Origin of the sequence: Sphingobium sp. CECT 9361, assembly GCF_918741285.1 — a bacterium.
Classification (GTDB): Bacteria; Pseudomonadota; Alphaproteobacteria; order Sphingomonadales; family Sphingomonadaceae; genus Sphingobium.
This window is the reverse complement of the sequence record NZ_CAKKNC010000001.1, coordinates 1-25882: the sequence shown is the minus strand read 5'-3', so window position 1 is coordinate 25882 and position 25882 is coordinate 1. Positions and strand designations below refer to the sequence as shown.

The window sequence follows — 25882 nt, the reverse complement described above, 5'->3', positions numbered from 1 at the left end:
AATCCGCATCAAGTCTCTGGGCATAGATCATTTTTACTTGAGACTCGTCAATACTCACCTTTAGGAAGCGCCTCAACGATGGGCGCTGCAATGCAGCAAGTGAGTCTTTGCTGCGCCCTCCACCCATTTGGGATCACCATCCTGCCGCTTGACCCTCCCGGTCGCGCGGCATTCGTGGCGGGGGAGAAGAATTTGAGTTTCGAACGACATCGACTGCGCGTGTCCCTGCGCTCCCTGACGATCGGCCTAGCGATGGGCGTCGTGCCGCCCGCTTATGCCCAGGACGCACAGATCGCAGCCGCATCATCCCCCACGCCCGCGACGCAATTCGAGATCCGGGCGTTCCAGGTGAAGGGCAATGTCACGGCCGCTGGCCCGCTGCTGCCGCCGGACCGGGTAGAGCGGGTGATCTATCCGTTTATGGGGCCGGACCGGAGCGAAGCGGACGTCGAGTCCGCGCGTGCGGCGTTGCAGAAAGCGTACGAGGATGCGGGCTATCCGGCGGTGTCGGTGTTCGTGCCTGAACAGACGGTCGGCAGCGGTGTGCTGGTGCTGCAGGTGCAGCCGCAGATGATCGGCAAGGTCGCGGTCGAAGGGACGCGCAAGCCCGAGCGCATCGTCGCACAGGCGGCTTCGCTGACGCCGGGCGAGACGCCCAATCTCAAGACGTTCCAGCGCGACGTGATCGCGATGAACCAGAAGCCGAGCCGCAAGGTGACCCCGGAGATGCGCGCGGGCGAAGCGCCCGGTACGCTCGACGTGGTGCTCAAGGTCGAGGATTCATCGCCCTTCCACGGCTCGGCTGAGCTCAACAATTACTCGTCGGCCGCGACCACCGACCTGCGCGCCGCGGCGACGATCCGCTATGACGATCTGTGGGGGCGCGGCGACAGCATCTCGCTCTCGGCACAGACCGCGCCGCGGCGGCGCGACGATGCCACGGTGTTCTCCGGCAATTACCTTATGCACCTCGGCACCGGGCTGCAGTTGCTGATCTATGGCGTGCATTCGGACAGCGACATCGCGGTGGTCGGCGGGACGAGCGTGGTTGGCAAGGGTGACATGGCCGGCGCGCGGGTAATCGCCTCGCTCGGCGCGGCCGAGGGCTTTTATCATTCGTTGACGCTGGGTGCCGACTGGAAGCATTTCAAGGAAGACGTGATCCTGGGATCGGACCGCGCCTCGGTGCCGATCACCTATATCCCGATCAGCGCCGCATGGCGCGGCGACTGGACCGGCGACAGGAAGGATACGGACCTCACCGTCTCGACTGTGTTCGGACTGCGCGGGCTGGGCGACGGGCGCGCGGCGTTCGACGACAAACGCTATCAGGCGCGGCCGGGCTTCCTGCTGGTCAAGCTCGACGGCAGCCACAGCCGCGACCTGTTCGGGCATCTGCAATATTATACGCACCTCACCGGCCAATGGGCGGGCGCGCCGCTTATTTCGAACGAACAATTCTCCTTGGGCGGGATGCAGAGCGTGCGCGGTTATTATGAGAGCGAGGCGTTGGGCGACTGGGGCGTGGCGCTGCAGACCGAATTGCGTTCGCCCGATCTCGGCGGGCTGATCGGCCCCTTCGTCAAGGATCTGCGCGTTTACGGCTTCTACGATGTCGGCTTCGCCGGCATCTATGACCCGCTGCCCGGCCAGAAGGACAGCTTCCGCGCGATCAGCGCCGGACTTGGCGGGCGCCTCAAGCTTTTCAACCACCTCACCGGCACGATCGACGCGGGCGTGCCGCTCGTCTCCGCCGCCGACAGCAAGTCCGGCGATATTTTCGTTCGCTTCCGCATACTGGGGGAATTTTGATGATGACTACTTCTCGTCTGAAAAAGGGCGTGATCGCCAAATGCCTGACGGGAGGCGTCATTGCCTCCGTCGCGCTGCTGTCGGCCACGCCGGCCTTTGCCTGGGGGCAGAATGACTTTGCCTATCGGACGAAGATCTCGCTCGATGCCGGAGCGGCGGGGCTGACCGGCAAGGTCGCGCGCGCGCCGGTGCTGATCCGGCTGCATTCGGGCAATTTCAGCTTTAAGGATGTGAAGGCGGATGGCTCGGACCTGCGCTTCATCGCGGGCGACGATCGCACGCCGCTCAAATTCCACATCGAGAAATGGGCGCCCGCCGAAGAGCAGGCTTTGGTGTGGGTCGATGTCGCGAACCTCGAACCCGGTCAGCCGAACGCGATCTATGCCTATTATGGCAACAAGACCGCGCCCGCGCAGCAGGATGCGGCAGGCACCTTCGGGTCGGAATATCGGCTGGTCTATCACTTCGCGGGCGAAGGCGCCGCGCAGGACGTGACCGGCAATGGTTTTACTTCCGCGGGAGCCGCGGGTCGCAGCGCCGGCGGGCTGATCGGACAGGGTCTCGTGCTCGACGGGACCAGTCCGCTCAGCCTGCCAGCACAAGCCTTCGGAACCGGCCCGGTCACGGTCAGCTTCTGGGTCAAGCCCGCCGGTGACGGCACGGTCTTCGCGGTGCCGGGAGCGGTGAGCCTGGTCGCGCAGGGCGGGCAGTTGTTCGTCGAACAGGGCGGCCAGCGGTCGGCGGGCGCGGCGCTCGCCGGCGATAGCTGGTCGCATGTCGCTTTGGTCAATGACGGCGGCAAGAGCCTGCTCTACATCAACTGCCAGCCAGCGGGCGAAGTCGCGGGCGCGCTTGGCGCCGCCACCGGTGCGCCGGTGCTGGGTGAGGGCTTCAAGGGCGAGATCGACGAGCTTCGCGTCGCAGGCTCGGCACTGCCGCAGGCGACGTTCGAACTGGCGGCGGCGAGCGAGGGCCAGGCATCGAAGCTGGTCACCGCCGCCACCGCCGAGCAGATCGAGACCGGTGGCGGTCACGGCTATTTCGGAATCCTGTTCAAGGCGCTGACGCTTGACGCCTGGATCGTAATTGGCATTCTCGCCCTGCTGTTCGCGGCGGCGATGGCTACTTTGGTCAGCAAGATCTTGCTGTTCGGGCGGATCGAGAAGGCCAATGAAGCTTTCCTCGATGCGTACAACCGCCAGCCGCGCCGATCGGGCGACCATGAGGGGCTGCCGACCTTCGACCCCGGCGCCGATGCAGCGGGCTCGACGCTTGCCGAACTCTATCAGGTCGGGCGGCGCGAACTGGCCGAGCGGCTGAACGAGAAGCTGCCGACCGGCTCGCGCTTCGCGATCCGCGCTCAGTCGATCGCGGCGATCCGCTCGCGGCTCGATGCGACCCAGATCGTCCAGAACCAGTCGCTGTCCGAACGGATGGGCCTCTTGACCAACGCAATTTCGGGCGGACCGTTCATCGGCCTTGCCGGCACGGTGCTGGGCGTGATGATCACCTTCGCGGCGGTCGCGGCGGCCGGTGAGGTCAATATCAATGCGATTGCCCCTGGTATCGCCGCCGCACTGCTGGCGACGGTCGCAGGGCTCGTCGTCGCGATCCCGTCGATGTTCGGCTACAACGCGTTGCTCTCGCGCAGCAAGAAGATCACCCAACGCAGCCAGATCTTCGCAGACGAACTCGAAAAACGCATCGCCGAGACGTGGCAGGATGTCGCTGGCCCCGGTGGTTCCGGCCCCGCCCCCACGCTGCAAGCAGCCGAATAAGGGGCGCGGGAACCATGGCTATCCAGCTCGGCGACGAGGACAAGCCGTATAACGAGATCAACGTGACGCCGATGATCGACGTCATGCTCGTCCTCCTCATCATCTTCATCCTGCTGACCACCGCGGCGGTACAGGGCATCAAGGTCGACCTGCCCAGCGCCTCTTCGGCCAAGACGCTCGACGTGCAGAAGAGCCGCGTGATCGCGGTGGCGAACGATGGGACGATCTCGATCGACGCCATCCCGGTGTCGCTGGTCGAGCTGGAGAGCCAGCTGCGGGCCTCGATCGCGTCGACGCCGGATCTCGCGGTGGTCCTGCGTGGCGACCGTGCGGTTCAGTACGACAAGGTCATGCAGGTGCTCGACCTGTGTTCGAAGGTCGGCGTGCCGAGCCTCGGCATGGCTTCCACCCGGCCGCCGACGGGTGCGCAATGAACCCGCCTGGAGGACTGTCCGATGCGACACCAGCGCCTGCGCCGTTCGCGAAGCGGATTTCGACGGCCACGCCGCTGGCCATGGCTGCCGCTGATCTTCACCCCCTGGGTGGCGACGACGGCGAGAGCGGCGGAAGACCCCGCGTCCTTCCATCGGACTACGCAGGACGAGATGGCGGATTCGAACTGAGCGGCCCCTCGGGATCCGACTGGATGGTTTTCAATCTCCAGGCGGCATCGGTCGGCATCGATCTGAGCGGCTGGGATGCCGACTGGCGGGCCGCAGACCTGTTCATCGCGGGCCTCGACGACGAGCGCTGCGCTTCTTTCGGGGGAGCATGGTGATGGCCGCGCTCACGATAGGCGGCGACGATCCGCTGCGATCGCGCAAGCGCCCGGTGGTGACGCCGGGGCGGCTCGCGGCCGCAGGCGGTATCGCGGTCGCGCTGTGGCTGGTCTGGACGCTGATCAACGCGCAGATCGTCACCGAGCGGCCCAATGAGATGAAGACCACACAGGTGGTGTTGCCACCGCCGCCGGTCCCGCCCAAACCGCCCGAAGCCAAGCCGCAGGACAAGCCGATCGAACCCAAAGAGGCCCCGCCGCTCGATCAGCCACAGGACACGCCCCCGCCGCCCAACCAGGCGCCATCGCAGGCGGATGCGAGCGCGGGCGACAGCGCGCTCACCGCACGCGAAGGCGCCGGCCCCAGCAATTACGGCCTCGCGGCAGGCAACGGCTCGGGCACGCGGATCGGCACCCGCGCGGGCAATGGCGACAATGGCTATGGCTTCTATGCCGGTCTTGCCACGTCGGCGATCCGGCTTGCTACCCAGTCCGATCGCGGGCTGGCGCGCGGGCGCTACAGCGTGCGGCTGCTGGTCACGGTCGATGCGCAGGGGCGCATCACCGATGTCCGCATCCTCGACGGCTCGGGTGACAGCCGCCGCGACGACCGGCTCAGACAGGTACTGGGCGGTCTCCAGCTCTCGCGCCGCCCGCCCGACGGCCTGCCCGCCATGCGAATCGAACTCAACTCGCGCCCCGGAGCCTGACGCGCTTGCGCCCAGCCCGTCGGCTCCTCGACACCCAGAAGGGGGATATATCGTGAACACTGCCATTCTTCGTAAACGCCTCAAACCCGCGCTGCTTGCGTGTGCGGCCGGGATCGCGCTCAGCGCCGCGCCCGCCGCCGCCCAGCAGGTCGACAGCAACAAGCTGCTCGAAATCATGGTCGCCAAGGGTCTCGTCACCCGCGCCGAGGCGGACCAGATGATCGCCGAAGCGCGCACCGCCCCCGTCGCTGCCGCTGCCGTGCCGATCGAAGGCGGCACCTCGGCCGACGGCACCCAGACTATCCCCTATGTCCCCCAGGTGGTGCGCGACCAGATCACCGAGCAGGTCAGGGCCCAGCTCGCCAGCCAGGCCCAGGCCGAAGGCTGGTCGAAGCCCGGCGAAACCCCCGAATGGACCCGCCGCATCACGCTGTACGGCGATGTGCGCGTGCGCGGCGAAGGGCGTTTCTATGACAAGGGCAATGCCGACATCTTCCCCAATTATTATGCGGTGAACGCCGGCAGCCCGCAGAACATTAACGCGCTGGTGCCCGGCTTTATCGGCCCCGAGTTCCTCAACACCACGCAGAACCGCCAGCGCGCGCAGCTGCGCGCCCGGCTCGGCGTCAAGGTCAGGGTCACCGATTGGATCAGCGCCAATATCCGGCTCGCCACCGGTAATAATATCTCGCCGGTCTCGACCAACGAGACCTTAGGCGCGTTCGGTGGCGGCGGCTATCAGATCTGGCTCGACCAGGCCTCGATCCGCCTGAAGCCGACGAAGGGCGTCGACGTCGATCTCGGCCGCTTCGGCAATCCCTTCTTCACTACCGACCTGATGTTCGATCCCGACATGAACTTTGACGGGGTTGCGCTATCGGTCAAGCAGCCAGTCGGCGAGACCCTCTCGCTGTTCGGCGCGGCCGGAGCCTTCCCGGTGTTCAACACCAGCCTCAACTTCGGCTCGCGCAACGCGCCGGTCGCGCCGACAAGCGGCACCGACCCCTATCCAGGCGTCCGCGGTGCCTACAAGAGCCAGGATCGCTATCTGCTCGCCGCGCAACTGGGCGTCGATTTCCACCCGGTCGACAAGGTCAGCATCAAGCTCGCTGGCGGCTATTTCCATTATGACAAGGTCGTAGGCCAGGTCTCGGCACCCTGTTACTGGTACGAGCTGACCTGCTCGACCGACGCGCGCCGCCCCGCCTTCCAGCAGTTCGGCAACACGCTGATGGTGTTGCGCAATGTCGTGCGCGATCCGAGCAACCCCGCTTTCAGCGTCGAGAACCAGTATTTTGGACTGGCGTCGAAGTTCCGCATCCTCAATGCCCATATCTCGGCCGACTACATGCCCTCCGATCACTTCGGGGTGCGCTTCGAGGGCGAATATGCCAAGAACCTCGGCTTCGACCGCGCCGCCGTCGTCGCGCGTGCGATCAACAATCTCGGCGCCGCCGTCACCGTGCCCGCGCCCACCGAAACCGACGCCAATGCCACCAAAACCACCTATCCCTATCTGGGCGGCGATGCCGGCTGGCAGGCGCGGCTGACGCTCGGCAGCGCGCTCGATCTCAACCCCGACCGCGACTGGAATGTCAAAAAGGGCGGCTACAACTTCGTCCTCGGCTATCGCCGGATCGAATCCGATGCGGTGATCGACGCTTTTGCCGACAGCGACTTTGGCCTTGGCGGTACCAACTTCAAGGGCTGGTTCATCGGCGGCAACTACGCCATCGGCAAGAATACCATGTTCGGCGCGCGCTGGGTCAACGCCGACGAGGTCGCCGGTGCGCCGCTGTCGGTCGACCGGCTGTTCGTCGATCTCGTCACGCGCTTCTGACGCGTCGGGACCGCATGATGTCGACCGCGACGCTCCTCCTCCTCTCCGAAAACCTGCGCCGTGCGCGGGGACGGCACCGGTATGACCGGTCGCCGTCCGGCGGGGGGCGGAGCGTCGCGGGCTGGGCGCGGGCCCAGCTCGACCGGCATTCTCTTCAGGATCGGTGCGCGGCGGCGTGGTCCGTTTTACCTTTTTGCGGATCAGGCCGCCGTCCCGACGATGTGGGCTCGCTCCCGCCGGCCGACGCGGATGCTTTGATTAACTCCCTGGGCATCCGCGTCGGCTTGAGCGCGCTCCTGCTACTCCTGTCGCAGTCTGCCGCTGCGCCCGCCACCGCGCAGACTGCGGTGGCGCAAGCCCCACCCCCATCATCCACCGTCGAACCATCGCCGCGCATCGGCGACACCCGGCCCGCACAGGTCTGCGTGATCGTCGATATCGCCGGGCACAAGGCCGGCCATATCGACTGCGCCACCCAGGCGCTGCAGGCCGCCGCGCGCACCGCCCAGGCCCAGGCGCGCAGCGGGCTCGACGTGCCAGTGGTCGATGCCCGCTCAGCCGATGTTCGTACCGGCGTCGCCAGCCAGAGCGCGACTCGCCAAAGGCTCGGATCGACGTTCGGCGTCTCGGTCCATCCCCAGCGTCCCGTCATCGCTCCCCCGCCGCCACGCGGAGGGACCGTGCCGTGATCCAGATTTTCCGCAGCGGCACACCGCGCCGCGCTTCCCATCCTTCTGTTCTGTCCGACGCATCTTCCATCAGGGCCGCGTACCCGGCCTCGGCTGCTTTCCCGGAGATATCCCGATGACCCGTTCCGCCTCTTTCCGCCGCACGCTCCTCATCGGCGCCTCCCTGACCTCGCTCGTCCTCGCCGGAGCGGTCCATGCCCAGTCGGGCGGCAACCTGTTCGGCAATCGCGGCGGCTCAAGCCCCGCCGATGCAGCGACGCGCGCCGCACAGGGTGCCGCAACGCAAGCCGCGACCACCTCGTCGGCCACCGAGCGCGCGGTCCAGTCGTTCCAGCGCGCCGCCGCCGCCCGCAGCGCCATGGACGCCGCCCAGCGCGCCGCCCGCGCCGCCGCGCAAGCCGCGCAGAGCACCGTGCCCAACGGGCTGACCGCGGGTGGGCTGCAGATCGCGAACGGCGTCGCCACCGACCCAACGCTGTGGGTCGGTGCCAACGCGCCCACCCAGACCGTGGGCAGCGACGGCCGCACCGCCGTCACCGTCGAGCAGACCGCCAACCAGGCCATCCTCAACTGGGACAGCTTCAACGTCGGCAGCAAGACCGACCTCAGGTTCACCCAAGGCGGCACCCACTGGGCCGTGCTCAACCGCGTCACCGACTCCCAGACCGATCCAACGAAGATCCTCGGCACGATCACCGCGCCGGGCGCCGTCTTAATCATGAACCGCAACGGCGTGATCTTCGGCGGCGCATCACAGGTCAATGTCCGCAACCTCGTCGCCGGCGCCGCCGCCATCACCGACAGCCAGTTCCTCGCGAACGGGATTTACGCCCAGGTCGCGGGGAACGGCTATCTACCCAGCTTCACCGCCGCGAACGGCCCAGTGAAGGTCGAGGCCGGCGCGCAGATCACCACCGCCACCCCGGCCAAGGTCACCGATGGCGGCGGCTATGTCCTGCTCATGGGCACGGAAGTGACGAACGCCGGCAGCATTGTGACGCCCAAGGGGCAGGCGCTGCTCGCCGCAGGCGATACCTTCCTCGTCCGCGCTGGCTTCGGCACCGGAGCCAACCAATATTCCACCACGCGCGGCGCTGAGGTGCGCGCCCTCATCGGCACCAATTCCACCAGCGGCAGCGTCAGCAACAGCGGCCAGATCGAGGCAGCACAAGGCGACATCACCCTGACCGGGCGCACCATTGCGCAGGACGGCGTGCTGTTCGCCACCACCGGCGTCAACCAGCGCGGCACCATCCACCTGCTCGCCTCCGCCAGCGACGCCGCCAGCTCGGTGACGATCGGCGCCAATGCGCTGACCATGATCGCCCCAGATCTCGCCAGCACCGACACCGCGCTCGACAGCCAGCGCGATGCACTCATCAAGCAGAGCGATACCGCTAACATCAACCGCGCCAGCACGGCCAGCCCGCAGTTCAACAATCTTTCCACCCTCAATGACCGCCTCGACCAGAGCCGTGTCGAGATCGTCAGCGGCGGCGAGGTGACGTTCGCCGGCGGTTCGCAGACGAGCGCGCAGGGCGGACAGGTCGCGGTGCAGGCCGCCGCTGGGCGCATCACCGTCCTGAACGGCGCGCTGATCGACGTCTCCGGCGTCCAGGGCGTCGCGCTCGACATGGCCAGCAACGTCATCAAGGTGAACGTTCAGGGCAACGAACTGCGCGACGCACCGGTCAACCGCGATACCGATGCGCTCAAGAACAACAATGTCTGGCTGGATATCCGCGACCTCGTGTTCGTCCCCGCCGGCACCGGCGGCTATGCCAGCGACCGCTGGTATACACGCGGCGGGCTGCTCGAAGTGGGCGGCTATCTCGGCAACCAGGCGCACGGCATCGGCGAATGGGCCGCGGTCGGCGGCACGATCACGCTGGCAGCGAAGGAGGTCGTAGCAGCCAAAGGCGCGACGTTCGACCTGTCCGGCGGCAGTCTCGACTATCAGGGCGGCTATATCACCTCGACCCGCGTCATGGACACCGACGGCCGCGTCTATGATATCTCGCAGGCCCCCGCTGCGTTCAAAATGGCGGGTTATGGCAATGTGTTCACTCGCACCCATGACCGCTGGGGCGAGCAGTACACCCAAAGCTATGCAGACATGCTGTTCGGCAGCCGTAACTATAGCCGCTGGGAGGATAGCTATACCGTCGGCCGCGACGCTGGATCGCTGCAGTTCTTCGCCCGGACGTCGGATTTTCAGGGCACCATTGCCGCCGGCGTCATCAATGGCGCGTACCAGACGACGGCGCGTTCGGCGAACACGAGCGACGGCTACAAACTCGGGCAGACCCAGGCACCGTTAGCCGGTCGGCTCACGCTCGGTTATTATGACGTCCTGACGGGCCTCTACGTCCCCACACCCTCCGCCATATTGTTCGCCGACCAACCCAAATCGACGGACACGCAGGATTTTGGCCATGTATTCGATACCGCCGCGCTGCGAAGCTTCGGCCTTGGCGGGATCAATATTTCCAGCAAGTCCATTAATATCGCAGGCGATTTGACGCTTGCGCACGGCGGTCTGCTGGACCTTGCGGCTCAGGGTGACATTCAGGTGAGCGCGAACGCGACGGCTTCCGCGGGCCGCGTCACGATGACCGCGGACGGCAGCATCACCGTCGACAAGGGCATCACCGTCAGTACGCGCGGTCTTTGGACCAACCAGCTCACCAATCCGCTCGATCGGGCGGGCCTTGCCTATCTCACGGGCGGTTCCATTTCCCTTTCCGCCACCAAGCTGACGCTGGGGGCAGGATCACTGCTGGACGCATCGGCGGGCGGGGCCATCCTCCCGACCGGCCAAACTCATGGCGGGAACGGCGGCGACATCTCGCTCCGCGCCACCGGCAGCATGGCGCTCGATGGCAAGTTCGCCTCCTACGGTTTCGGCAAGGGCGGCAAGCTCACCATCGCCACAAGCGGTCCGATCTCGATCGGCGGGGCTCTCTACGAGGGCGGCGTCGTGCCGGCGGGGCAACCATTCGCGCTGGACATCAAGCTCGCGAAGGATGCTGTCTTCCCGGCTGGCAGCACGCTGCCGTTCGACATCGCCGTCTCGACCCCCGCTGTCTATTTGCCTGGAGAAACGGTGTCAGGCCCGCTCAGGTGGAATGGCGGATGGAATTCTGAAACCGTTGTCATCGGTACCGGCGGGTGGACTGTTCCAGATGGTGTCGTCCTGAAATATTCGGATGACAATACCGGAAACGAAACCTTCTACAGAGCTGGCGAAATTCTGCCCGCCGGAACCCCGATTAATTTCATCTTTGGCTCGACGGCGGGCTTTGTCGTCCCCGCAAGTGCGTTCCCGAACGGATTTCCGCAGGAACCCTCGGCCGTGACGGTCGCAGCCGGGAGCCCGATCCCTATCAGCTATACCGTTCAGGCCGGCTCTGTCATTCGTAAGGGCACCATCTTTAACCGACCGATGCCAGTGGAGGTGGGGCCGGAAATCGCCGACGCGAGATCGTTCTTCCAACAGGGGTTTTCCGCTTACAACATCTCCAGCTCCAGCGGCGTGATCGTCAAACCGGGCACGACGATTGAGGTCACGCAGCCGGTATTCCAGTTCACCGCCGCCAGCCTCTCCGCCCCGACGGGCAGCGATGCCGCCCTGGTCGCGCCGGTAGTGCTGCCGCCGCAGTTCTTGCCGGATCCGGTCCGAGGCACGCTGATCCAGCGTGCGGGCGCCGATCTGGTGATCGGCAATCCGAACGCCACCGACGAAACTCCCGCCGCCATTTCGAAGAGCACCGTCAACTTGCCTCAGGGGGATTTCCTGCTGGGAGCCGGCGCTTCCATCCGCGTCGACCCCGGCCGCTCGGTCAGCGTCGGCGGTGTCGGGCAGATCGACATTCTGGGCAGCATCACCGCGCGCGGCGGGTCCATCACCCTGGTCAACACCGCGCGGACCGAGGATGTGACGCTGAGCACGCCCTATGTGGAGAGCACCCGCTCGGTGTTGATAGGTGGCAGTGCGCGGCTCGACGTTTCCGGGCTGGCCGTCACAGCGCCGGACACCCAAGGTCGCAACTATGGCGTGGTCACGGCTGGCGGCTCGGTGGCATTGGGTGCGCTCGACGCCACGCCGACGGCCAGTGGGCTTCATTCCGGCAACGCGTTCGTGGTAGTCAGCCGCGGCGCTGTGATCGATGCCTCGGGTGCCAGCGGCGCATTCGACATGTCATCGCCATCGGGGAGTGCGGCCCGTCTCGTCGCCAGTGATGGTGGCCGGATCGCGCTTGCGTCGCAATGGGGCATCTCCAACGACGGGACGCTGCTAGCCCCGGCAGGCGGCGTCGGCGCGAGTGGCGGTTCGCTGGTCTATACGCTGGAGACACCCCCGATCGGTGTCGATTCCGATCCGACGACGCGGCTGCCCGACGAGGCGCGCAAGGCACGCGTGATTACGGTGTCACAGACCTATAACCCGGACGTCGCCTTGCACGGCGCACTCGATCCGAGCCCCAAGCTCGGCGAGGCCCGGATCGGAGTCGATCAGATCAACGCAGGCGGATTTGGGTCGCTGTCGTTGTGGGCACGGGGTGGAATTGCGTTCGATGGCGACGTGACGCTGGCCATGTCGCGTAGCCTGACGCTGCGGCAAGGCCCGTTGATGAACAGCTCGGCGACCGGCCGGGTCACGCTGTCGGCACCTTACGTCCTGCTCGACGGCCTAACGGTGCTGTCGGACTCGAAAATTATCGACCGCGGGCTAATGGAATACGACCCCAATGAAGGCGCGGACTATCCCGTGGGTTCCACGCTGACGATCACGGGCGACCTTGTCGATATCCGCAATCGCGTGCGTACCTCCTATGGCGATACCAACATCGTCAGCGGCGGCGATCTGCGCCTGCTTGCCGCCACCGGCCCCGTATTCAAGGACGCTGGCGCGGTCCTTCCCACGTCAGACCGGGTGACGGTTCTCGGGGCAAGCAACAACCTGACGCTCACCGCAGCGCAGATCTATCCAGCATCCGGCGCGCGCGCCATCGCCGCCGCCGGGGTGACGCAAACCGACTGGCAAGGCCAGCTCACCTACAGCTCGGTGGGTTCGGTGCTGACGATCCGCCGCAGCGGCGAGACCCCGGCGATGCCCTATTTGGTGTTCGGCTCGCTTGGACTGTTCGGTGACACAATCCATCAGGGCGGCGTGGTTCGCGCGCCGTTTGGCGCCATCACCGTGGGCAGCAGCGGGTATGCCGGTAGGGTTCAGTCGAGCCGAGTGGAATTGCTTGCGGGCAGCATCACTTCGGTGAGCACGAACGGTCTGCTCATGCCTTATGGCGGCTCGACCGACGGCGTCAATTATCTGGTCGATGGGGTGGCTGCCACGTTTGCGAATGCGGCCGGTGCCTTCAAGCTCAAGGACGGCACGCTCACGAAAATCGGCGTGACATTGGGGGGACGCCAGCAGTCGGTCGATGCCGGTGCCGTGGTCGATGTGTCGGGCGGTGGCCAGCTCACCGGCGCGGCCTTCATTTCCGGGCGCGGCGGCTCGGTTGACATTCTTCAGACGTCGCTCGCCAATGCCAATCCGGCCAATGGTAACAGTGCGGCGAACAATGCGGTCTATGCGATCCTACCCGGAGTCGTGACAGCCCCCGTCGCGGCCGGTTACAGCGCGGCCTGGACCGGCGCGATGCCCGGAATCGGCCAGCAGATCAGCGTTCCCGCCGGTGTGCCCGGCCTGTCCGCCGGCACCTATACGCTCCTGCCGGCGAATTACGCGCTCCTGCCGGGCGCCTTCCGCGTCGAACTGGCCGCGCAGACGACCACCCGACCGGCCCATGTGACGTCGCTCACCAACGGCTCCACGAGCGCCCCGGTCTATCAGGGGATCGCGTCCACATCGATCCGCAATGCGTTGCCGACCCAGGCGATTTTCACGCCGGCAACTGCGGTGCGGCGCTATGCGCAATATCAGGAGCAAGGCTATAGCGACTTTGCCCGTGCCCAGGCCGCGCAATTCAAAACACCCCGCAGCATGATCGAGGCGGACGCCCACCTCTTTACGGCTCATGTCCGCTCAACCGCGGAGGATGCTGCCAACGGCGCCTTTTCGTTTGGTGGCCAGGCGAATTTCTCTGCCGGCTCCGGCGGCCTGTCCGGCGCGTTCGTGCTGACGCAGGAGCTTGGCATCTACGACAACGCCAACATGGACATGGTTATTACGGGCGACGGTTCGCAAACGATCAATAGCGCGAATGTAACTACGATCTCGGCGGCGGCCATCAATGCCGTCCAGGCGCCGAACCTGGTGATCGGAAGCAACATCTTTAGCAGATTGGACAGTACCGACCGTACCCTCTCTATCACCGGATTCGCCCGCTCCCTGACGCTCCAGCCCGACGTCCATCTGATTGCCGACTCCGTCTTCCTGGGCGCGAAAACGACCGTCACCCTGGCGGAAGGCGCGACGGTCAACACATTGGGGCGCGGCTTTTCCTGGCTCGATGCCACCAGCGGGCTCCAATTGGGGGGCGTAAACGGCGGCGTAATCCTGGGCGTCAGCAACGGCACCTCTCAAATCGGAATGTCGCCCGATTATTTTACCCACGGTTCCGTCGTGATGAAGCAAGGCAGCGGCCTCTATGCCGAAAACACGGTGGCGTTCGCTGCTGCCGACGGCCTCGCCATGCAGGGTGACGTCGGGCTTGCGGCGCGGCGGCTTTCGCTCACGGCCGCGTCGTTGAACATTGGTACCAACGAGACGCTCGCCGCTGCTTCCGGCGTCCTTCCGCCCGGCATGAACCTTACGCAGGTCTTCCTGGACAAGCTCCTCGCGGGCGGCAGCGCTGCTGGCTCGCCGGCAGTTCAGCAACTGACGCTCGGCGCCGCCAACAGCATTAACTTCTTCGGCAGCGTGACGCTCAACACCATCGATCCAGCGACGGGCAAGTCGCGTGTCGACGCGCTGTCCCTCTCCAGCCCCACCATTTCTGGATATGGCAATTCGGCCGACACGGCCCGGATCGTCACCGATACGCTAATCTGGCAGGGCAGCAGCGCGCGTCCGGGCGCTCGCATCGCGGAGCTTGGCAACGCGGGCGCATTCGCGGTCGATGCCCGCCAGATCGTTTTCGGCGACCCGAGCGGAACCGCACCGGTGAGCGGGGCAAAATATAACCGCCTGATGCTGGGTTTCGATCAAGTGTCGTTCAGCGCTTCGCAGCGCGTCACCGCCAACGGGAGCGGCACATTATCGGTCTATGGCACCGGGCCTGCCGTCACCGGGACGTTCGACCCCACGACCTATCGTGGCAGCGGCAACAGCCTGACATTCCGGACGCCCGTGCTGACAGCGGACTCTGGGGCGACCTTCGGCGTCTACAGTAACGCCGTTAGCGTGATTGCGCCGGACGGCAGCGCGCCCGCCGCACCCGGCAGCCTGGGCGGAACCTTGTCACTCACCGGCGATACGCTCACCGTCGCGTCGGCAATCCTGCTGCCGTCCGGCCGGCTCAGCCTCACCGCACGCGGCGGCGATCTCGTCCTCACGGATGCCGCGCGGCTTGACGTGGCGGGCCATCCCATCGCCTTCAACGACGTCAGACGGCAAGCCTGGGCCGGTGACATCCTGCTGACCAGCCTGACCGGCGATGTCGTCACCGCCAAGGGGGCGACAATCGACCTGTCCTCGGAGGGCAGCGACGCCGGAACGCTTACCGTAAAGGCAGGGGGCGCTGCCCGGCTGGCGGGGACGATGACGGCCAAGGGCGGCGAAGGGGCCCGCAGCGGCGCCTTCGACCTGACCGCAAACACGCTCACCGGGGACCTGACCGCAGATTTCGCGGCGCTCAATCAGGCGCTCAACGCGAACGGCTTCTCCCACAGCCGTGCCTTCACCTTCGGCAGCGGCAGTCTGGTGGTCGGCAACGATGCCGTGGCCCGCAATGTGTCGATCGCCGTCAATGGCGGCGGGCTGACCCTCTCCGGCCTGATCGACGCCAGCGGCACGCAGACCGGCTCGATCCGGCTGAGCGCTCGCGACGACGTGACGCTGGCAGCCAGCGCGGTGCTCGATGCCCATGGCACAAAGCTCGTCGTCGACAGCTATGGAAAGCCGATCGATGCGTCGAACCGCAGCAGCGTCGAAATCACCTCCCAGCAGGGATGGGTCCGGCTCGGTGCAGGCGCCACGATCAACACCTCGTCGCCCGACAAGATCGCGCGCGGCCGCGTCGATATCAACGCGCGGCGCACCAGCGAAACGGGCGGCGACATCCAGATCGACGCCAGCGGGGCGCTGACCCTGCGCGATATCGCCAGCCTCGCGGTCAACGGCTATTGGACCTACTCCCCAACCGACGCCAACGGCACCATCGTGCAGGATGCCGCCGCCACCGGCGTGCCGGCGGGCGCGGTCGGCCTCGCGCAGGTCGATGCGGCCAACCAGATCTTCTACGCCAACGCGCTTGCCAACACCGGCTTGCGGTCGCGCCTCGCAGGCCTCTCGGCTCTCAACGGTGCCTATCACCTGCGCCCCGGTGTCGAGATCGCTTCCGGAGCGGCGTCGAACGGAAAGCTGACGGTGCTCGGCGATCTTGATCTCTCGGGCTATCGCTACGGCCCCGATACCGACCGCAATGCAAACTCGGCGACCTACGGCTTTGGCGAGCCGCTCGCGCTGGCCATTCGCGCCAGCGGCAATCTCGACATCAAGGGATCGATCACCGATGGCTTCGGCCTGCCGAAAGCCAGCCCGGACGATAGCGGCTTCCGCGACCGGCCGTTGCAGACGACGATTACGCCGCAGCCGATATCCAGCTTCATCGTGGCCGACTATGGGGACACTTCCTATGATAGCGAAGCTGGTGCTTGGAGTTGGGATTACTACGGTTACACCATCAAAAAGCCAATCAAGCTTTCGGAGGACTGGCTACTCGATCCGAACTATTTCTGGGGCGACGATATCGCCGATAGGAATGGGGTTCACTATTACGGTGGAGACATAATTCCTGCTGGAACGGTCTTTGACACGGATGCGGACTATGGATATCCGCTGATCTTCCAGCCTGATCAAGTTGTCCCGGCGTTCACCTACGACGCCGTCGTCAAAGCCCCCCAAGGCAAGATTTACGCCATTGCGCCGATGCTGGCGCCGGGGGCGATGTCCGCCTCGATCCGGCTGGTGGGCGGCGCCGATCTCGCCTCGGCGGATATGCGCGGCTTGCGGTCCACCGCAGCCCTGGCGGGCAGCGGCACCATGACGCTCGACGATTATCACATCCACGCGCCGACCGGGGCCGATGACGATACTTGGACGTCACAGATTTCCAGCGTCATCCGCACAGGCACCGGCGATCTCGATGTGCTGGCCGGCGGCGCGATGGTCACCAAATCGCTGTTCGGCATCTATACTGCGGGCACCCAGAACGAACTCGCATCGGGCAATGGCGATTTCGCCACCCAATTGCCACGCGACCTCGTTAGCGGGAAAGCGCTTCCCGGCAGCCTGGACTCAACGCTAAACAGCCGCATCAGCTACTATCCCGAACATGGTGGCGACCTCCAGATATTGGTCCACGGCGACTACACCGGATACCACTTCGATTCGGCCAACAGTGAGGGCAACTGGCTGATCCTTCAGGGGGCAAACGAACTCGGCCAGAAGACCGCATGGTCGGTAAACTACGGCAAGTACAATGGCGCCGACAGCTCCGGCCTGTTCGTCGATGGGCCGAACGGCTTCGGGACCTTTGGTGGGGGCAATGCCACGGTCAGGATCGGCGGCGATGCCGGCGGTATCACGCCCTATAACTTCAGCAACAAAACAGGCTTGATTGTGACCGTCGCCGCCACTGGCCGAGTCCTTGGCGATGGCACCCTGATCGAAACCGGTGGCGGCAATCTCGACATCAAGATCGGGGGCGCGTTGAATGCCGTTCAGAATGGCGGCGCGATCACCAACCTGCGCGGGAAGGTGGGCCTCGACGCCGCGCAGATCGGCAGCCTGACCAAAGTGAACCAGAGTGTCACGATCGGCGATCCGCGCATGGCGTCACCCACGGAGGCCAGCCTGTTGTACAATCGGGTTTCCGGACCGGACCTCAAGCTAGGCGACACCGCCGTGACCGTAAGGACACGGGGTGACTTGGCGCTTGGCAGCATTGCCGACCCCGGCGTCGATCCGACCAGAAAGCTGACCGGCGATGTGGCCGGGGCTGCCAACGGCCTGTCGATCGCGAGCTGGTTTTCGCTGATGCGGCCATCAACATCGCTCGACCTCACCTCGCTCGGCGCCGACATCGCGCCCCTGGCCGGCGGCACCTATTTGCCGTCAATCTTCAGGGTGGCGGCAGCCAGCGGCAGCCTTTATCTGATGACCGCGACGAACGGCAACCAGTTCGGCTTTTCGCTGGAGCAGGCACCATCGCCGCTCGCCCAGTTCGAACTGCTCGCCCGCAATTCCATTTACAGTACCCGCGTATCGCTCTCGATGTCGTCGGTGGACCCCACCCTGCTGCCGACGCCCTTCCACCCGGCCTATGTGGAATGGAAGCAGGGCACCTTTGCAGGCGAGGTCCAATCGACCAACACGCTCACTGTCTATGACGTCAGCAATGAGGTTTATAATCCGACCTTCGGTCTCTTCGCCCTTTCCCCGAATGTCGCGACGACCGACCTGCACGCGGGCGATCCCGATCCGGTGCGCGTCTATGCCGTCAACGGCGACATCGTTGGCCTGCAGCTTTCGACCGCGAAGCGGCTCGATATGCGCGCTGCCAAAGACATCGTCGCCAATGCATCGACCGGCTTCGCCGGTGGCCTGCCTACCAAGATCTCAGTCCTCCACGCCGACTCTACCGACGTTTCCCTGGTCCGGGCCGGGCACGACATCATCTACTCGGACGTGAAGATCGCCGGCCCCGGCACTCTGGCGATGACGGCGGGGCACAACATTACGCTCGCCGACCAAGGCAATATCCTCAGCACCGGCCCGGCCTATGCGGCGGATTTGCGGCCCGGTGCATCGATCTCCGTGCTCGCTGGCACCGGCTCCGCAGGGCCTGACTATGCTGCGGTGGCCGCACTCTATCTCAATCCGTCAAATCTTGCGGTCGCAGGTAAACCGCTGGCCGATCAGCCCGGCAAGGTTGCCAAAACCTACCAGGATGAACTCACCGCCTGGCTGAAGGGCCGCTACGGCTATGCAACCAGGGACACCGCCGAGGCCCGCGCATATTTCGGGGCGCTGCCCCCCGAACAGCAGGCGGTCTTCCTGCAACAGGTCTATTTTGCCGAACTGAAGGCTGGCGGGCGCGAATATAACAATCCGACGAGTTCGCGCTTCGGCTCCTATCTTCGCGGGCGCGAAATGATTGCGACACTGTTCCCGTCCAATCATACCTATGAAGGTGACGTCACCTTCTTCGCCACCGGCGCCGTAACCCGCGATCAGTTCGGCAATATCCAGGATTCGCGTCGCGGCGGCGGCATCCTCACCGTGGGCGGAGGCGACATCTCCGTCCTCACCCCAGGGGGTCGCCAGTTGATCGGCGTTGAAGGCGTGGCACCGCCGGCCGCATCCGGTTTCATCACGCAAGGGTCGGGCGACATCAACCTCTACAGTTCCGGCAGCATCCTGCTTGGCCTGTCGCGGATCATGACGACTTTTGGTGGCTCGATCCTCGGCTGGTCGGCGACCGGCGACATCAACGCCGGGCGCGGTGCCAAGACCACGCTGGTCTATACGCCACCCCGGCGCGTCTATGATCCGTACGGCAATGTCGCGCTCTCGCCCCAGGTGCCCTCGTCCGGTGCAGGCATCGCCACGCTGGCGCCGATCGCCGAAGTTCCCTCGGGCGATGTCGACCTGATTGCGCCTTTGGGCACGATCGATGCGGGCGAGGCCGGCATTCGCGTCTCGGGCAACGTCAACCTCGCCGCGCTGCAGGTGGTCAACGCCGCCAACATCCAGGTGAAGGGCAATTCCGCCGGCATTCCGCAGGTGCCGGTGGTCAATGTCGGCGCGCTCGCGGCGGCCTCCTCTGCGGCAAGCGCGGTGACGCAGGAAGCGACTCGCGTCGCGGAACGCACCCGCCCCCAGGTGCGGACGGAAGTCCCCGTCATAATCAACGTGCGCCTGCTGGGCTTCGGCGAGCAGCCCTGACCTGACCTTGAAGACCCGGATGGCGGCGCGTTCCGCCATCTGGGACCTGAACCGAAAGAATAGCCTCATGACCGATACCCCGACCCCGCCACTGCCGCCCTTCTACCGCGCGCCGCAGCCGCTCAACGCCGCCGTCCATGCCGATTGGCGGCTCAGGGACGGCGACATAACCTTCGCCGCCGATACGCCGCATCTGCCGATCGTTATCGGCGAACTGGCCGCCGCCGCACGCAGTTTCCCCATCGTGTTTGCCGCTGGCGATGCGCAGCCGGTCGTGATCCTCGGCCTCGAACGACGCAACCTGTTTGTCGCCGATGGCCACTGGAGTGAGGATGCCTATGTGCCGGCCTATGTCCGCCGCTATCCGTTCGGTTTCATCACTACCGTCAATCGGGACGGCTTCGCGCTGGCGATCGACGCCGGTTCGGACCGTGTGGTGCAGGATGGCGAGGACGGCGCAGCCTGGTTCGACGACGGCCAGCCCTCCTCGCTGACCCGCGAGGCGCTGGCCTTTTGCGGCGCGTTCCAGAGCGAGGCCACTGCGACCCGCGACTTCGCCGATGCGCTGGTGGCGCAGGACCTGCTGGTCGACCGCCGCGCCGATGCGACCCTGCCCGATGGCCGCACGCTCGGGCTCGACGGCTTCCGCATCGTCGATGGCGCGAAACTCGCCGCGCTGCCCGAGCCGGTCGTGCTCGAATGGCACAACCAGGGCTGGCTGGCGCTGGTGCACTTCCACCTCGCCTCGCTCGACCGGTTCCAAGATCTGCTCGTCCGCCAAGCGCGGCTCGCGCCCGTCACACCAGCGTCATCCAATACTGCTTCGGATCGGCCCTCGCAGGAGGTTCAGGTCACCCCTGCCACCGCCGAACCCCTCCCCGCCTGATTTTCGACCAAGCTCAAGAAAGCGTAACCCATGAAAACTCCGATCCTTCTCCTTCCCGCCCTCCTGCTCGCCACCAGCATTGCCCCCGCTTCCGCGCAAACGGCCGGCGGCGCGCAGCCGCAAGCCCAGCCGCTGGGCGGTCCGGTCGTCCCCGGCCTCTGCCTCGTCTCGCGCGAGGCGATCTTCGCCAATGCCGCCGTTGGCAAGGCGGCCTCGACCCGGCTGCAGGAGCTGACCCGCACCGCCCAGGCCGAAATCGACGCCCAGCGCCCCGCGATCGAAACCGAAGCCAAAGCGTTGGAAGCCCAGCCCGACAACGCCCAGACCCAGCCGAAGCGCGAGGCACTGGCTGGGCGCTGGCAGGCGCTCCAAACCCAGGCCGCCCAGATCGGCCGCGAGATCGAGGCGACCCGCGCCAAGGCACTCGCCCGGATCGCCAACGAGGCGCAGCCGGTGATCGCGCAGGCCTATACCGCGTACAAATGTGGCCTACTGTTCGACCGCAATGTCGCGCTCGGCGGCAATTTCGCCAATGACCTGACCGCCGATGTCGTAAAGGGTCTCGATGCGAAGATCCAGACGATCAGCTTCGAGCGCGAAAGGTTGCCCGCACCGGTCGCCACCTCCGCACCGAGCTGATCCCTATCACACGCGCGCATCAACCAGAGGAGCACCCGTCATGGGCCTGACCACCATCGTCGCCGTTATCGCCTTTCTGTGCGGCATGCTCATCACCGGCATTATCGCTAGCTGGGTGATCAGCATCACTCATCTCGAGGCGGTAAAGATGGTCGACGCCCATCTGGCGCTGCCGGGGTTCGGTCCGGTCTGTTCGCTGACCAGCTATGCCGCGCAGGGACAGGCCCATGGCTGACGGACAAGGGAAACCGAACCTGCTCGATATTGTCGGGCGGCTCATGGGGCTAGGCGCGGCGCTCGCCGGTGCGCCCTCATCCGCGCTGGCAGCGCAGATGGTCGCGCCTTCTGCCGCGCCCGTCGAGTGGGTCCGCTATGCGCAGGGCGCCGCCGCCGCGGTGACCGCGCTGCTGCAGGCCGACAATGAGGCGGCAGTGCAGCTGCGCGCCTATCTAGACCAGACCCGCCCTGCCCCCGACCAGCCGACCGCGCCGCTCATCGTCAAGCTCTGGGTGGCGAAGGACGGGAAGGTGTCGAAGATCGATTTCACGCCGTTCTCGCACCCCGCGCCCAATGCTGATCTGCGCGCGCTGCTCGTCGGCCAGCGTCTACCCGGCATGCTGCCCAAAGGGATGCTGCTGCCGCTGCGGATCGCGGTTCAGCTCGATACGCTGCCCGCCCCGGCTCCCGTCGCCGATCCGGGGCCAAATAGCGTCTAATCGGTGCGGATCGCGGGCGGCATGCCGCCGCGCGCCACCGCCATGTTCAACCCTTTGGAGAATCAGAGCCTCGGATGACTGGAAACGACCTGATCGACACGATCGCTGCCGCACAAGACAAAAGCCGCGCGGAGGTGAAGGCCATCGTCGACGCCTTGTTCGCCACAATTGGCAATGCTGCCGCAAAGGGTGATGAGATCGCGATCACGGGCTTCGGGAAATTCACCACGCACAAGACCCCGGCACGCGGCGGCCGTCATCCGCGCACCGGCGAACCGATGACGATCAAAGCCGCCATGCGGACCGCGTTCAAGCCCGCCAAGGCGCTCAAAGACCAGATCAACGGCTGAGGCGCGTCGGAGCGCGGATGCCTTTGTCGATCGGACCGGTTATAGCACGGCGCTTGAGATACAGGGCCAGATGCGCATGATGGTGCGACGCAGGCGCCCCACCGGGCGGCGCTAACCGACGCGACAGCTACCGCTCACCAATTCATGAAGCGCCTTGTCCCGAAAGACAGGCCCTTTGTTCAACGCGCTGCAGGGCGTCTCGGCGAGCTTCACGGGAAATGGCGAGCAGATCGTCGTCATCGCCCTTTTCATACCCATCGGCGGCCAGCCAGAATTTGGCCCGGCGCAGAAATTCGTTCAGAATGCCGACCAGGCTGCGGTTAGCTGTCATCCGCCAGAGACCTCTTGTGCGATGAGTTCCGCAGCGACCCCATGCCCCCGTATCCCTTCCATCAAGCTATCATAGATGTGGTCCATGAGATGCCGTGCTTGTTCGGGCTTCCTGAACCGCACAGCAATCGAAAAGCATTTTTTCAATTTGGGACGGAGGTCGCTGGCCACGCCTACGGATAAGTTCCAGTCTCGCCATTCCTTTAGGATCGCCCGCCGGTGATCCAGTGACCCATCTCGAGCCGCAGCGGCAACGGCGCCATCAAGGGAGCCGTAGAGTAGATCGAAATCCTCATTAAAATAACAGCCGATAAGGTTAGAAAACAGCGGCCAGCGTCGCTCTGCGAAACCCCGTTGTTCCCGTTTCTCCATTTTCATCATGCGATAGTGTCATCGGCGGCAGATGTCCGCAATCAGGGAACCGAGCCTGCCGATTAAATGTCTTGGTTTGGTCGACACCGGTAGGTGGCACCTGGGACGAAGCCTCCGTTCCTTAGCGCGATACCATGAGGAACAATATGGTCGGCCTGCGCGTCCGTTCACCATGGCAGAACCAACGATCATCGACATATCGCACAGTCTCGGGCGCGAAGAAGCAAAGCGCCGCATGGAAAACCGCGTTGGCAAGCTGGCATCACATATTCCAGGTGGCGCGGCGACCGTCACGTCGTCCTGGCCCAGCGCCGACCGCATGGTCTTGACCGTGTCGACTATGGGCGTTGAGGTGCCATGCACCATCGATGCGGAGGATACCCGACTTCGCATCACGCTTCATCTCTCCGGCATGCTCAGTCTGATGGCTGGACCAATAGCAGCGGTGGTCCGGCAGCAGGGCGAGCGACTGATGCTGGAAGACCGTTCGACGACCAAGACCTAGCCTCGTCGAGAAGATCTTGCGTCCCCTTCGGGCCGCACTCTATTCCGGTTTGCGAAGGCCGGATCGGATGCCCATCTACCAAAGCTACGCATGGTTCCGGCGTTAGCCAGCATTCCGAGCGCCTCATCGGGACAGCGTATATTTGACGATTTGCCTACTGCGTTGCCAGTTGGCGTATGGGCCTTCCCTCCGAATAGAACCATATTCACAACGTGAACTTCGCTTGGACCCGGTCCCAAATCACCTCATTCGGATCCATTTGGGCGCTGGTTCGGGTCCTCGTACAGGACCAATTTTTAGGGCGGACCACGGGTGGACCACAAACTTTGTAGAGGTTGTAATAGCTAGGTATTACATTTGCTTAGTCTCGCAATGTGAGTCCTGTAAGCGCACCAGGAAGCAGAAGCCTGATATTTCGCGATCCGAAAGCGGGATACGGTTTATTCGGGCTTCGACGGACAGGCTGATCTGATCGCTGCCGGGCGCGTTGCGACGGCGTGCTGTGAATTGCGTACAATACGAACATGGCCTGCTAGGCCGCCAGTATTGCATCCCGTGGCGCTTCTACTTTGCCATATTAGGGGTCACCGCTGCCGACGACGGCGTTTGTGCACCCGTACATCCGGTCCCATCATCTTCGGGCGCACCCAGCAGTTTCAGGATGACGGCGAGAGGCAGCCCGATCGCGATAGCCTCCACGAAATCGATGGTCCCATCCGCACTCCCCCTCTGCATGGCTGCGCTGATTCGCATGCCCGCGCCGTCATCGGCCATTTCGCGGCATCGCAAAATGATATGCTCATGGGACCGAGCAGGTCTCATTGACCCGAGACCTCATTGCCGTCGGTGAGAACGATCTCAACGTCAATTCGTCCGCTATGCCAGCCGATCGGCATGCCAGCGCAGATGATCGCCCATGAATGTGGAAATGAAGTAATAGCTGTGGTCATAGCCCGGCTGGAGCCGCAGCGTCAGCGGAATGCCAGCTTTCTCGCAAGTTTCTTTGAGCAGATGGGGCTTAAGCTGCTCTGTCAGAAAGTTGTCGGCCCCCCCCTGATCGACCAGCAGATCGGCGACACGCGCCCCGTCCTCGATCAGGGCGACGGCATCATGTCGACGCCATGCCGCCTGATCGCGGCCCAGATAACCGCCAAGAGCCTTATGGCCCCATGGAACCTGCGAAGGTGCGACGATCGGCGCAAAGGCGGATATCGCCCGGAACCGATCAGGGAATGTCAATCCGATGGTCAGCGCGCCGTGGCCGCCCATGCTGTGGCCCATGATCGACTGTCGATCCATGTCGACAGGAAAATGCGTCGCGACGAGGTCTGGCAGCTCCTGTGTGATGTAGGTCCACATCTTGTAATGCGCCGCGAACGGTTCCTGAGTTGCATCGACATAGAAGCCGGCACCCAGACCGAAATCATAGGCACCGTCGGGATCGTCCGCCACGCCCTCGCCGCGCGGCGAGGTGTCCGGTGCGACGAAAATCAGGCCAAGCTCGGCACAGAGGCGACGAAACTCCCCTTTGTCCGTGACGTTGGCATGGGTGCAGGTGAGGCCGGACAAATACCAGACCACCGGCAGTTTCATATCGGCTGCATGCTCGGGAACATATACGGAAAATATCATATCCGTGCCGGTGGCGGCAGAGACATGCTTATACACGCCCTGCACGCCGCCGAAGGCGCGATTTTCTGATACTGTTTCCATTAAAAGACCACGACGCTGCGAATGCTCTCGCCTGCGTGCATCAGGTCGAAGCCCTTGTTGATCTCATCCAGCGTCAGGACATGGGTGATCATCGGATCGATCTGAATCTTGCCGTTCATGTACCAATCGACGATCTTGGGTACGTCGGTACGTCCCTTCGCGCCGCCAAAGGCCGTGCCCCGCCAGTTGCGGCCGGTGACGAGCTGGAACGGGCGGGTGCTGATTTCCTTACCCGCTTCGGCCACGCCAATGATGATGCTGGTGCCCCAGCCGCGGTGGCAGGCTTCCAATGCCTGACGCATGACTGTCGTGTTACCGGTGCAGTCGAAGGTATAGTCCGCACCGCCATCGGTCAGCGCGACCAGATGCGCGACGATGTCGCCATCGATGTCCTTCGGGTTCACAAAATGCGTCATGCCGAACTTGCGGCCCCATTCCTCGCGGTCGGGGTTGATGTCGACGCCGATGATCATGTTCGCGCCCGCCATCTTCGCACCCTGCAGCACGTTAAGGCCGATGCCACCCAGACCGAAGATGATGACATTGTCGCCGGGCGCGACTTTCGCCGTGTTCACCACCGCGCCGACGCCCGTCGTCACGCCGCAGCCGATGTAGCAGCTTGTCTTGA

19 protein-coding genes are annotated in these 25882 nt (G+C 64.8%); 14 read left to right on the top strand and 5 right to left on the bottom strand.

Annotation, left to right across the window (positions count from 1 at the left end; translation table 11 throughout):
• The first annotated feature begins 78 nt into the window (after nt 1-78).
• The 13 genes from LQ220_RS00095 to LQ220_RS00035 all read left to right on the top strand — a co-directional run bounded on the left by LQ220_RS00095 (nt 79) and on the right by LQ220_RS00035 (nt 22334).
• Nucleotides 79-1812 carry a ShlB/FhaC/HecB family hemolysin secretion/activation protein gene (locus tag LQ220_RS00095; RefSeq protein ID WP_230186269.1) on the top strand — a complete coding sequence of 578 codons (1734 nt, stop codon included), beginning with the start codon at nt 79-81 and terminating at the stop codon, nt 1810-1812.
• The gene (locus tag LQ220_RS00090) at nt 1812-3590 is read left to right on the top strand and encodes a DUF2341 domain-containing protein (protein ID WP_230186268.1); all 1779 of its coding nucleotides are present in this window, start codon (nt 1812-1814) and stop codon (nt 3588-3590) included. The genes LQ220_RS00095 and LQ220_RS00090 overlap by 1 nt, the downstream gene beginning before the upstream one ends.
• A gap of 14 nt (nt 3591-3604) precedes the next feature.
• Nucleotides 3605-4024 carry a biopolymer transporter ExbD gene (locus LQ220_RS00085; protein WP_230186267.1) on the top strand — a complete coding sequence of 140 codons (420 nt, stop codon included), beginning with the start codon at nt 3605-3607 and terminating at the stop codon, nt 4022-4024.
• Nucleotides 4021-4368, top strand: a complete 348-nt coding sequence (locus tag LQ220_RS00080; protein ID WP_230186266.1) for a hypothetical protein — start codon at nt 4021-4023, stop codon at nt 4366-4368. The genes LQ220_RS00085 and LQ220_RS00080 overlap by 4 nt, the downstream gene beginning before the upstream one ends.
• The gene (locus LQ220_RS00075) at nt 4368-5078 is read left to right on the top strand and encodes an energy transducer TonB (RefSeq protein ID WP_230186265.1); all 711 of its coding nucleotides are present in this window, start codon (nt 4368-4370) and stop codon (nt 5076-5078) included. Before LQ220_RS00080 ends, LQ220_RS00075 begins: the two co-directional genes overlap by 1 nt.
• 52 nt (nt 5079-5130) lie before the next feature.
• Nucleotides 5131-6918: a putative porin gene (locus tag LQ220_RS00070; RefSeq protein WP_230186264.1), complete on the top strand. Its 1788-nt coding sequence runs from the start codon at nt 5131-5133 to the stop codon at nt 6916-6918.
• A 254-nt stretch (nt 6919-7172) separates the two neighbouring features.
• On the top strand, nt 7173-7607 hold the full coding sequence (locus LQ220_RS00065) for a hypothetical protein (RefSeq protein ID WP_230186263.1): 435 nt from the start codon (nt 7173-7175) through the stop codon (nt 7605-7607).
• A 115-nt stretch (nt 7608-7722) separates the two neighbouring features.
• Nucleotides 7723-19743, top strand: a complete 12021-nt coding sequence (locus LQ220_RS00060; RefSeq protein WP_230186262.1) for a filamentous haemagglutinin family protein — start codon at nt 7723-7725, stop codon at nt 19741-19743.
• Between the two features lie 67 nt (nt 19744-19810).
• Nucleotides 19811-20629 (top strand): SapC family protein, encoded by an 819-nt coding sequence (locus LQ220_RS00055; protein ID WP_230186261.1) that lies wholly within the window; start codon nt 19811-19813, stop codon nt 20627-20629.
• Nucleotides 20630-20659: 30 nt separating this feature from the next.
• On the top strand, nt 20660-21268 hold the full coding sequence (locus LQ220_RS00050; protein WP_230186260.1) for an OmpH family outer membrane protein: 609 nt from the start codon (nt 20660-20662) through the stop codon (nt 21266-21268).
• Nucleotides 21269-21308: 40 nt separating this feature from the next.
• Complete coding sequence (locus tag LQ220_RS00045) at nt 21309-21503, top strand: hypothetical protein (RefSeq protein ID WP_230186259.1); 195 nt, start codon at nt 21309-21311, stop codon at nt 21501-21503.
• Complete coding sequence (locus tag LQ220_RS00040; protein WP_230186258.1) at nt 21496-21984, top strand: hypothetical protein; 489 nt, start codon at nt 21496-21498, stop codon at nt 21982-21984. The genes LQ220_RS00045 and LQ220_RS00040 overlap by 8 nt, the downstream gene beginning before the upstream one ends.
• Before the next feature lie 74 nt (nt 21985-22058).
• On the top strand, nt 22059-22334 hold the full coding sequence (locus LQ220_RS00035; RefSeq protein ID WP_230186257.1) for an HU family DNA-binding protein: 276 nt from the start codon (nt 22059-22061) through the stop codon (nt 22332-22334).
• 142 nt (nt 22335-22476) lie between these two features.
• Here LQ220_RS00035 and LQ220_RS00030 read toward each other — a convergent pair whose 3' ends face one another.
• Together LQ220_RS00030 and LQ220_RS00025 are read right to left on the bottom strand one after the other, a co-directional pair.
• The gene (locus tag LQ220_RS00030; protein ID WP_230186256.1) at nt 22477-22665 is read right to left on the bottom strand and encodes a hypothetical protein; all 189 of its coding nucleotides are present in this window, start codon (nt 22663-22665) and stop codon (nt 22477-22479) included.
• A complete protein-coding gene (locus tag LQ220_RS00025; RefSeq protein WP_230186255.1) occupies nt 22662-23045 on the bottom strand; it encodes a hypothetical protein in 384 nt (127 codons plus the stop codon). Before LQ220_RS00025 ends, LQ220_RS00030 begins: the two co-directional genes overlap by 4 nt.
• Before the next feature lie 163 nt (nt 23046-23208).
• Here LQ220_RS00025 and LQ220_RS00020 point away from each other — a divergent pair, with 163 nt between their 5' ends.
• A complete protein-coding gene (locus LQ220_RS00020) occupies nt 23209-23541 on the top strand; it encodes a polyhydroxyalkanoic acid system family protein (protein WP_230186254.1) in 333 nt (110 codons plus the stop codon).
• A 564-nt stretch (nt 23542-24105) separates the two neighbouring features.
• On the opposite strand, the gene LQ220_RS00015 is transcribed toward LQ220_RS00020, so the two are convergent.
• The 3 genes from LQ220_RS00015 to LQ220_RS00005 all read right to left on the bottom strand — a co-directional run.
• Nucleotides 24106-24294 (bottom strand): hypothetical protein, encoded by a 189-nt coding sequence (locus LQ220_RS00015; RefSeq protein WP_230186253.1) that lies wholly within the window; start codon nt 24292-24294, stop codon nt 24106-24108.
• 123 nt (nt 24295-24417) lie between these two features.
• Nucleotides 24418-25254, bottom strand: coding sequence for an S-formylglutathione hydrolase (fghA, locus tag LQ220_RS00010; protein WP_230186252.1), 837 nt, complete (start codon nt 25252-25254; stop codon nt 24418-24420).
• A partial coding sequence (locus tag LQ220_RS00005) for a zinc-binding dehydrogenase (RefSeq protein WP_230186251.1) occupies nt 25254-25882 on the bottom strand: 629 nt, incomplete at its 5' end. The genes LQ220_RS00005 and fghA, both read right to left, overlap by 1 nt.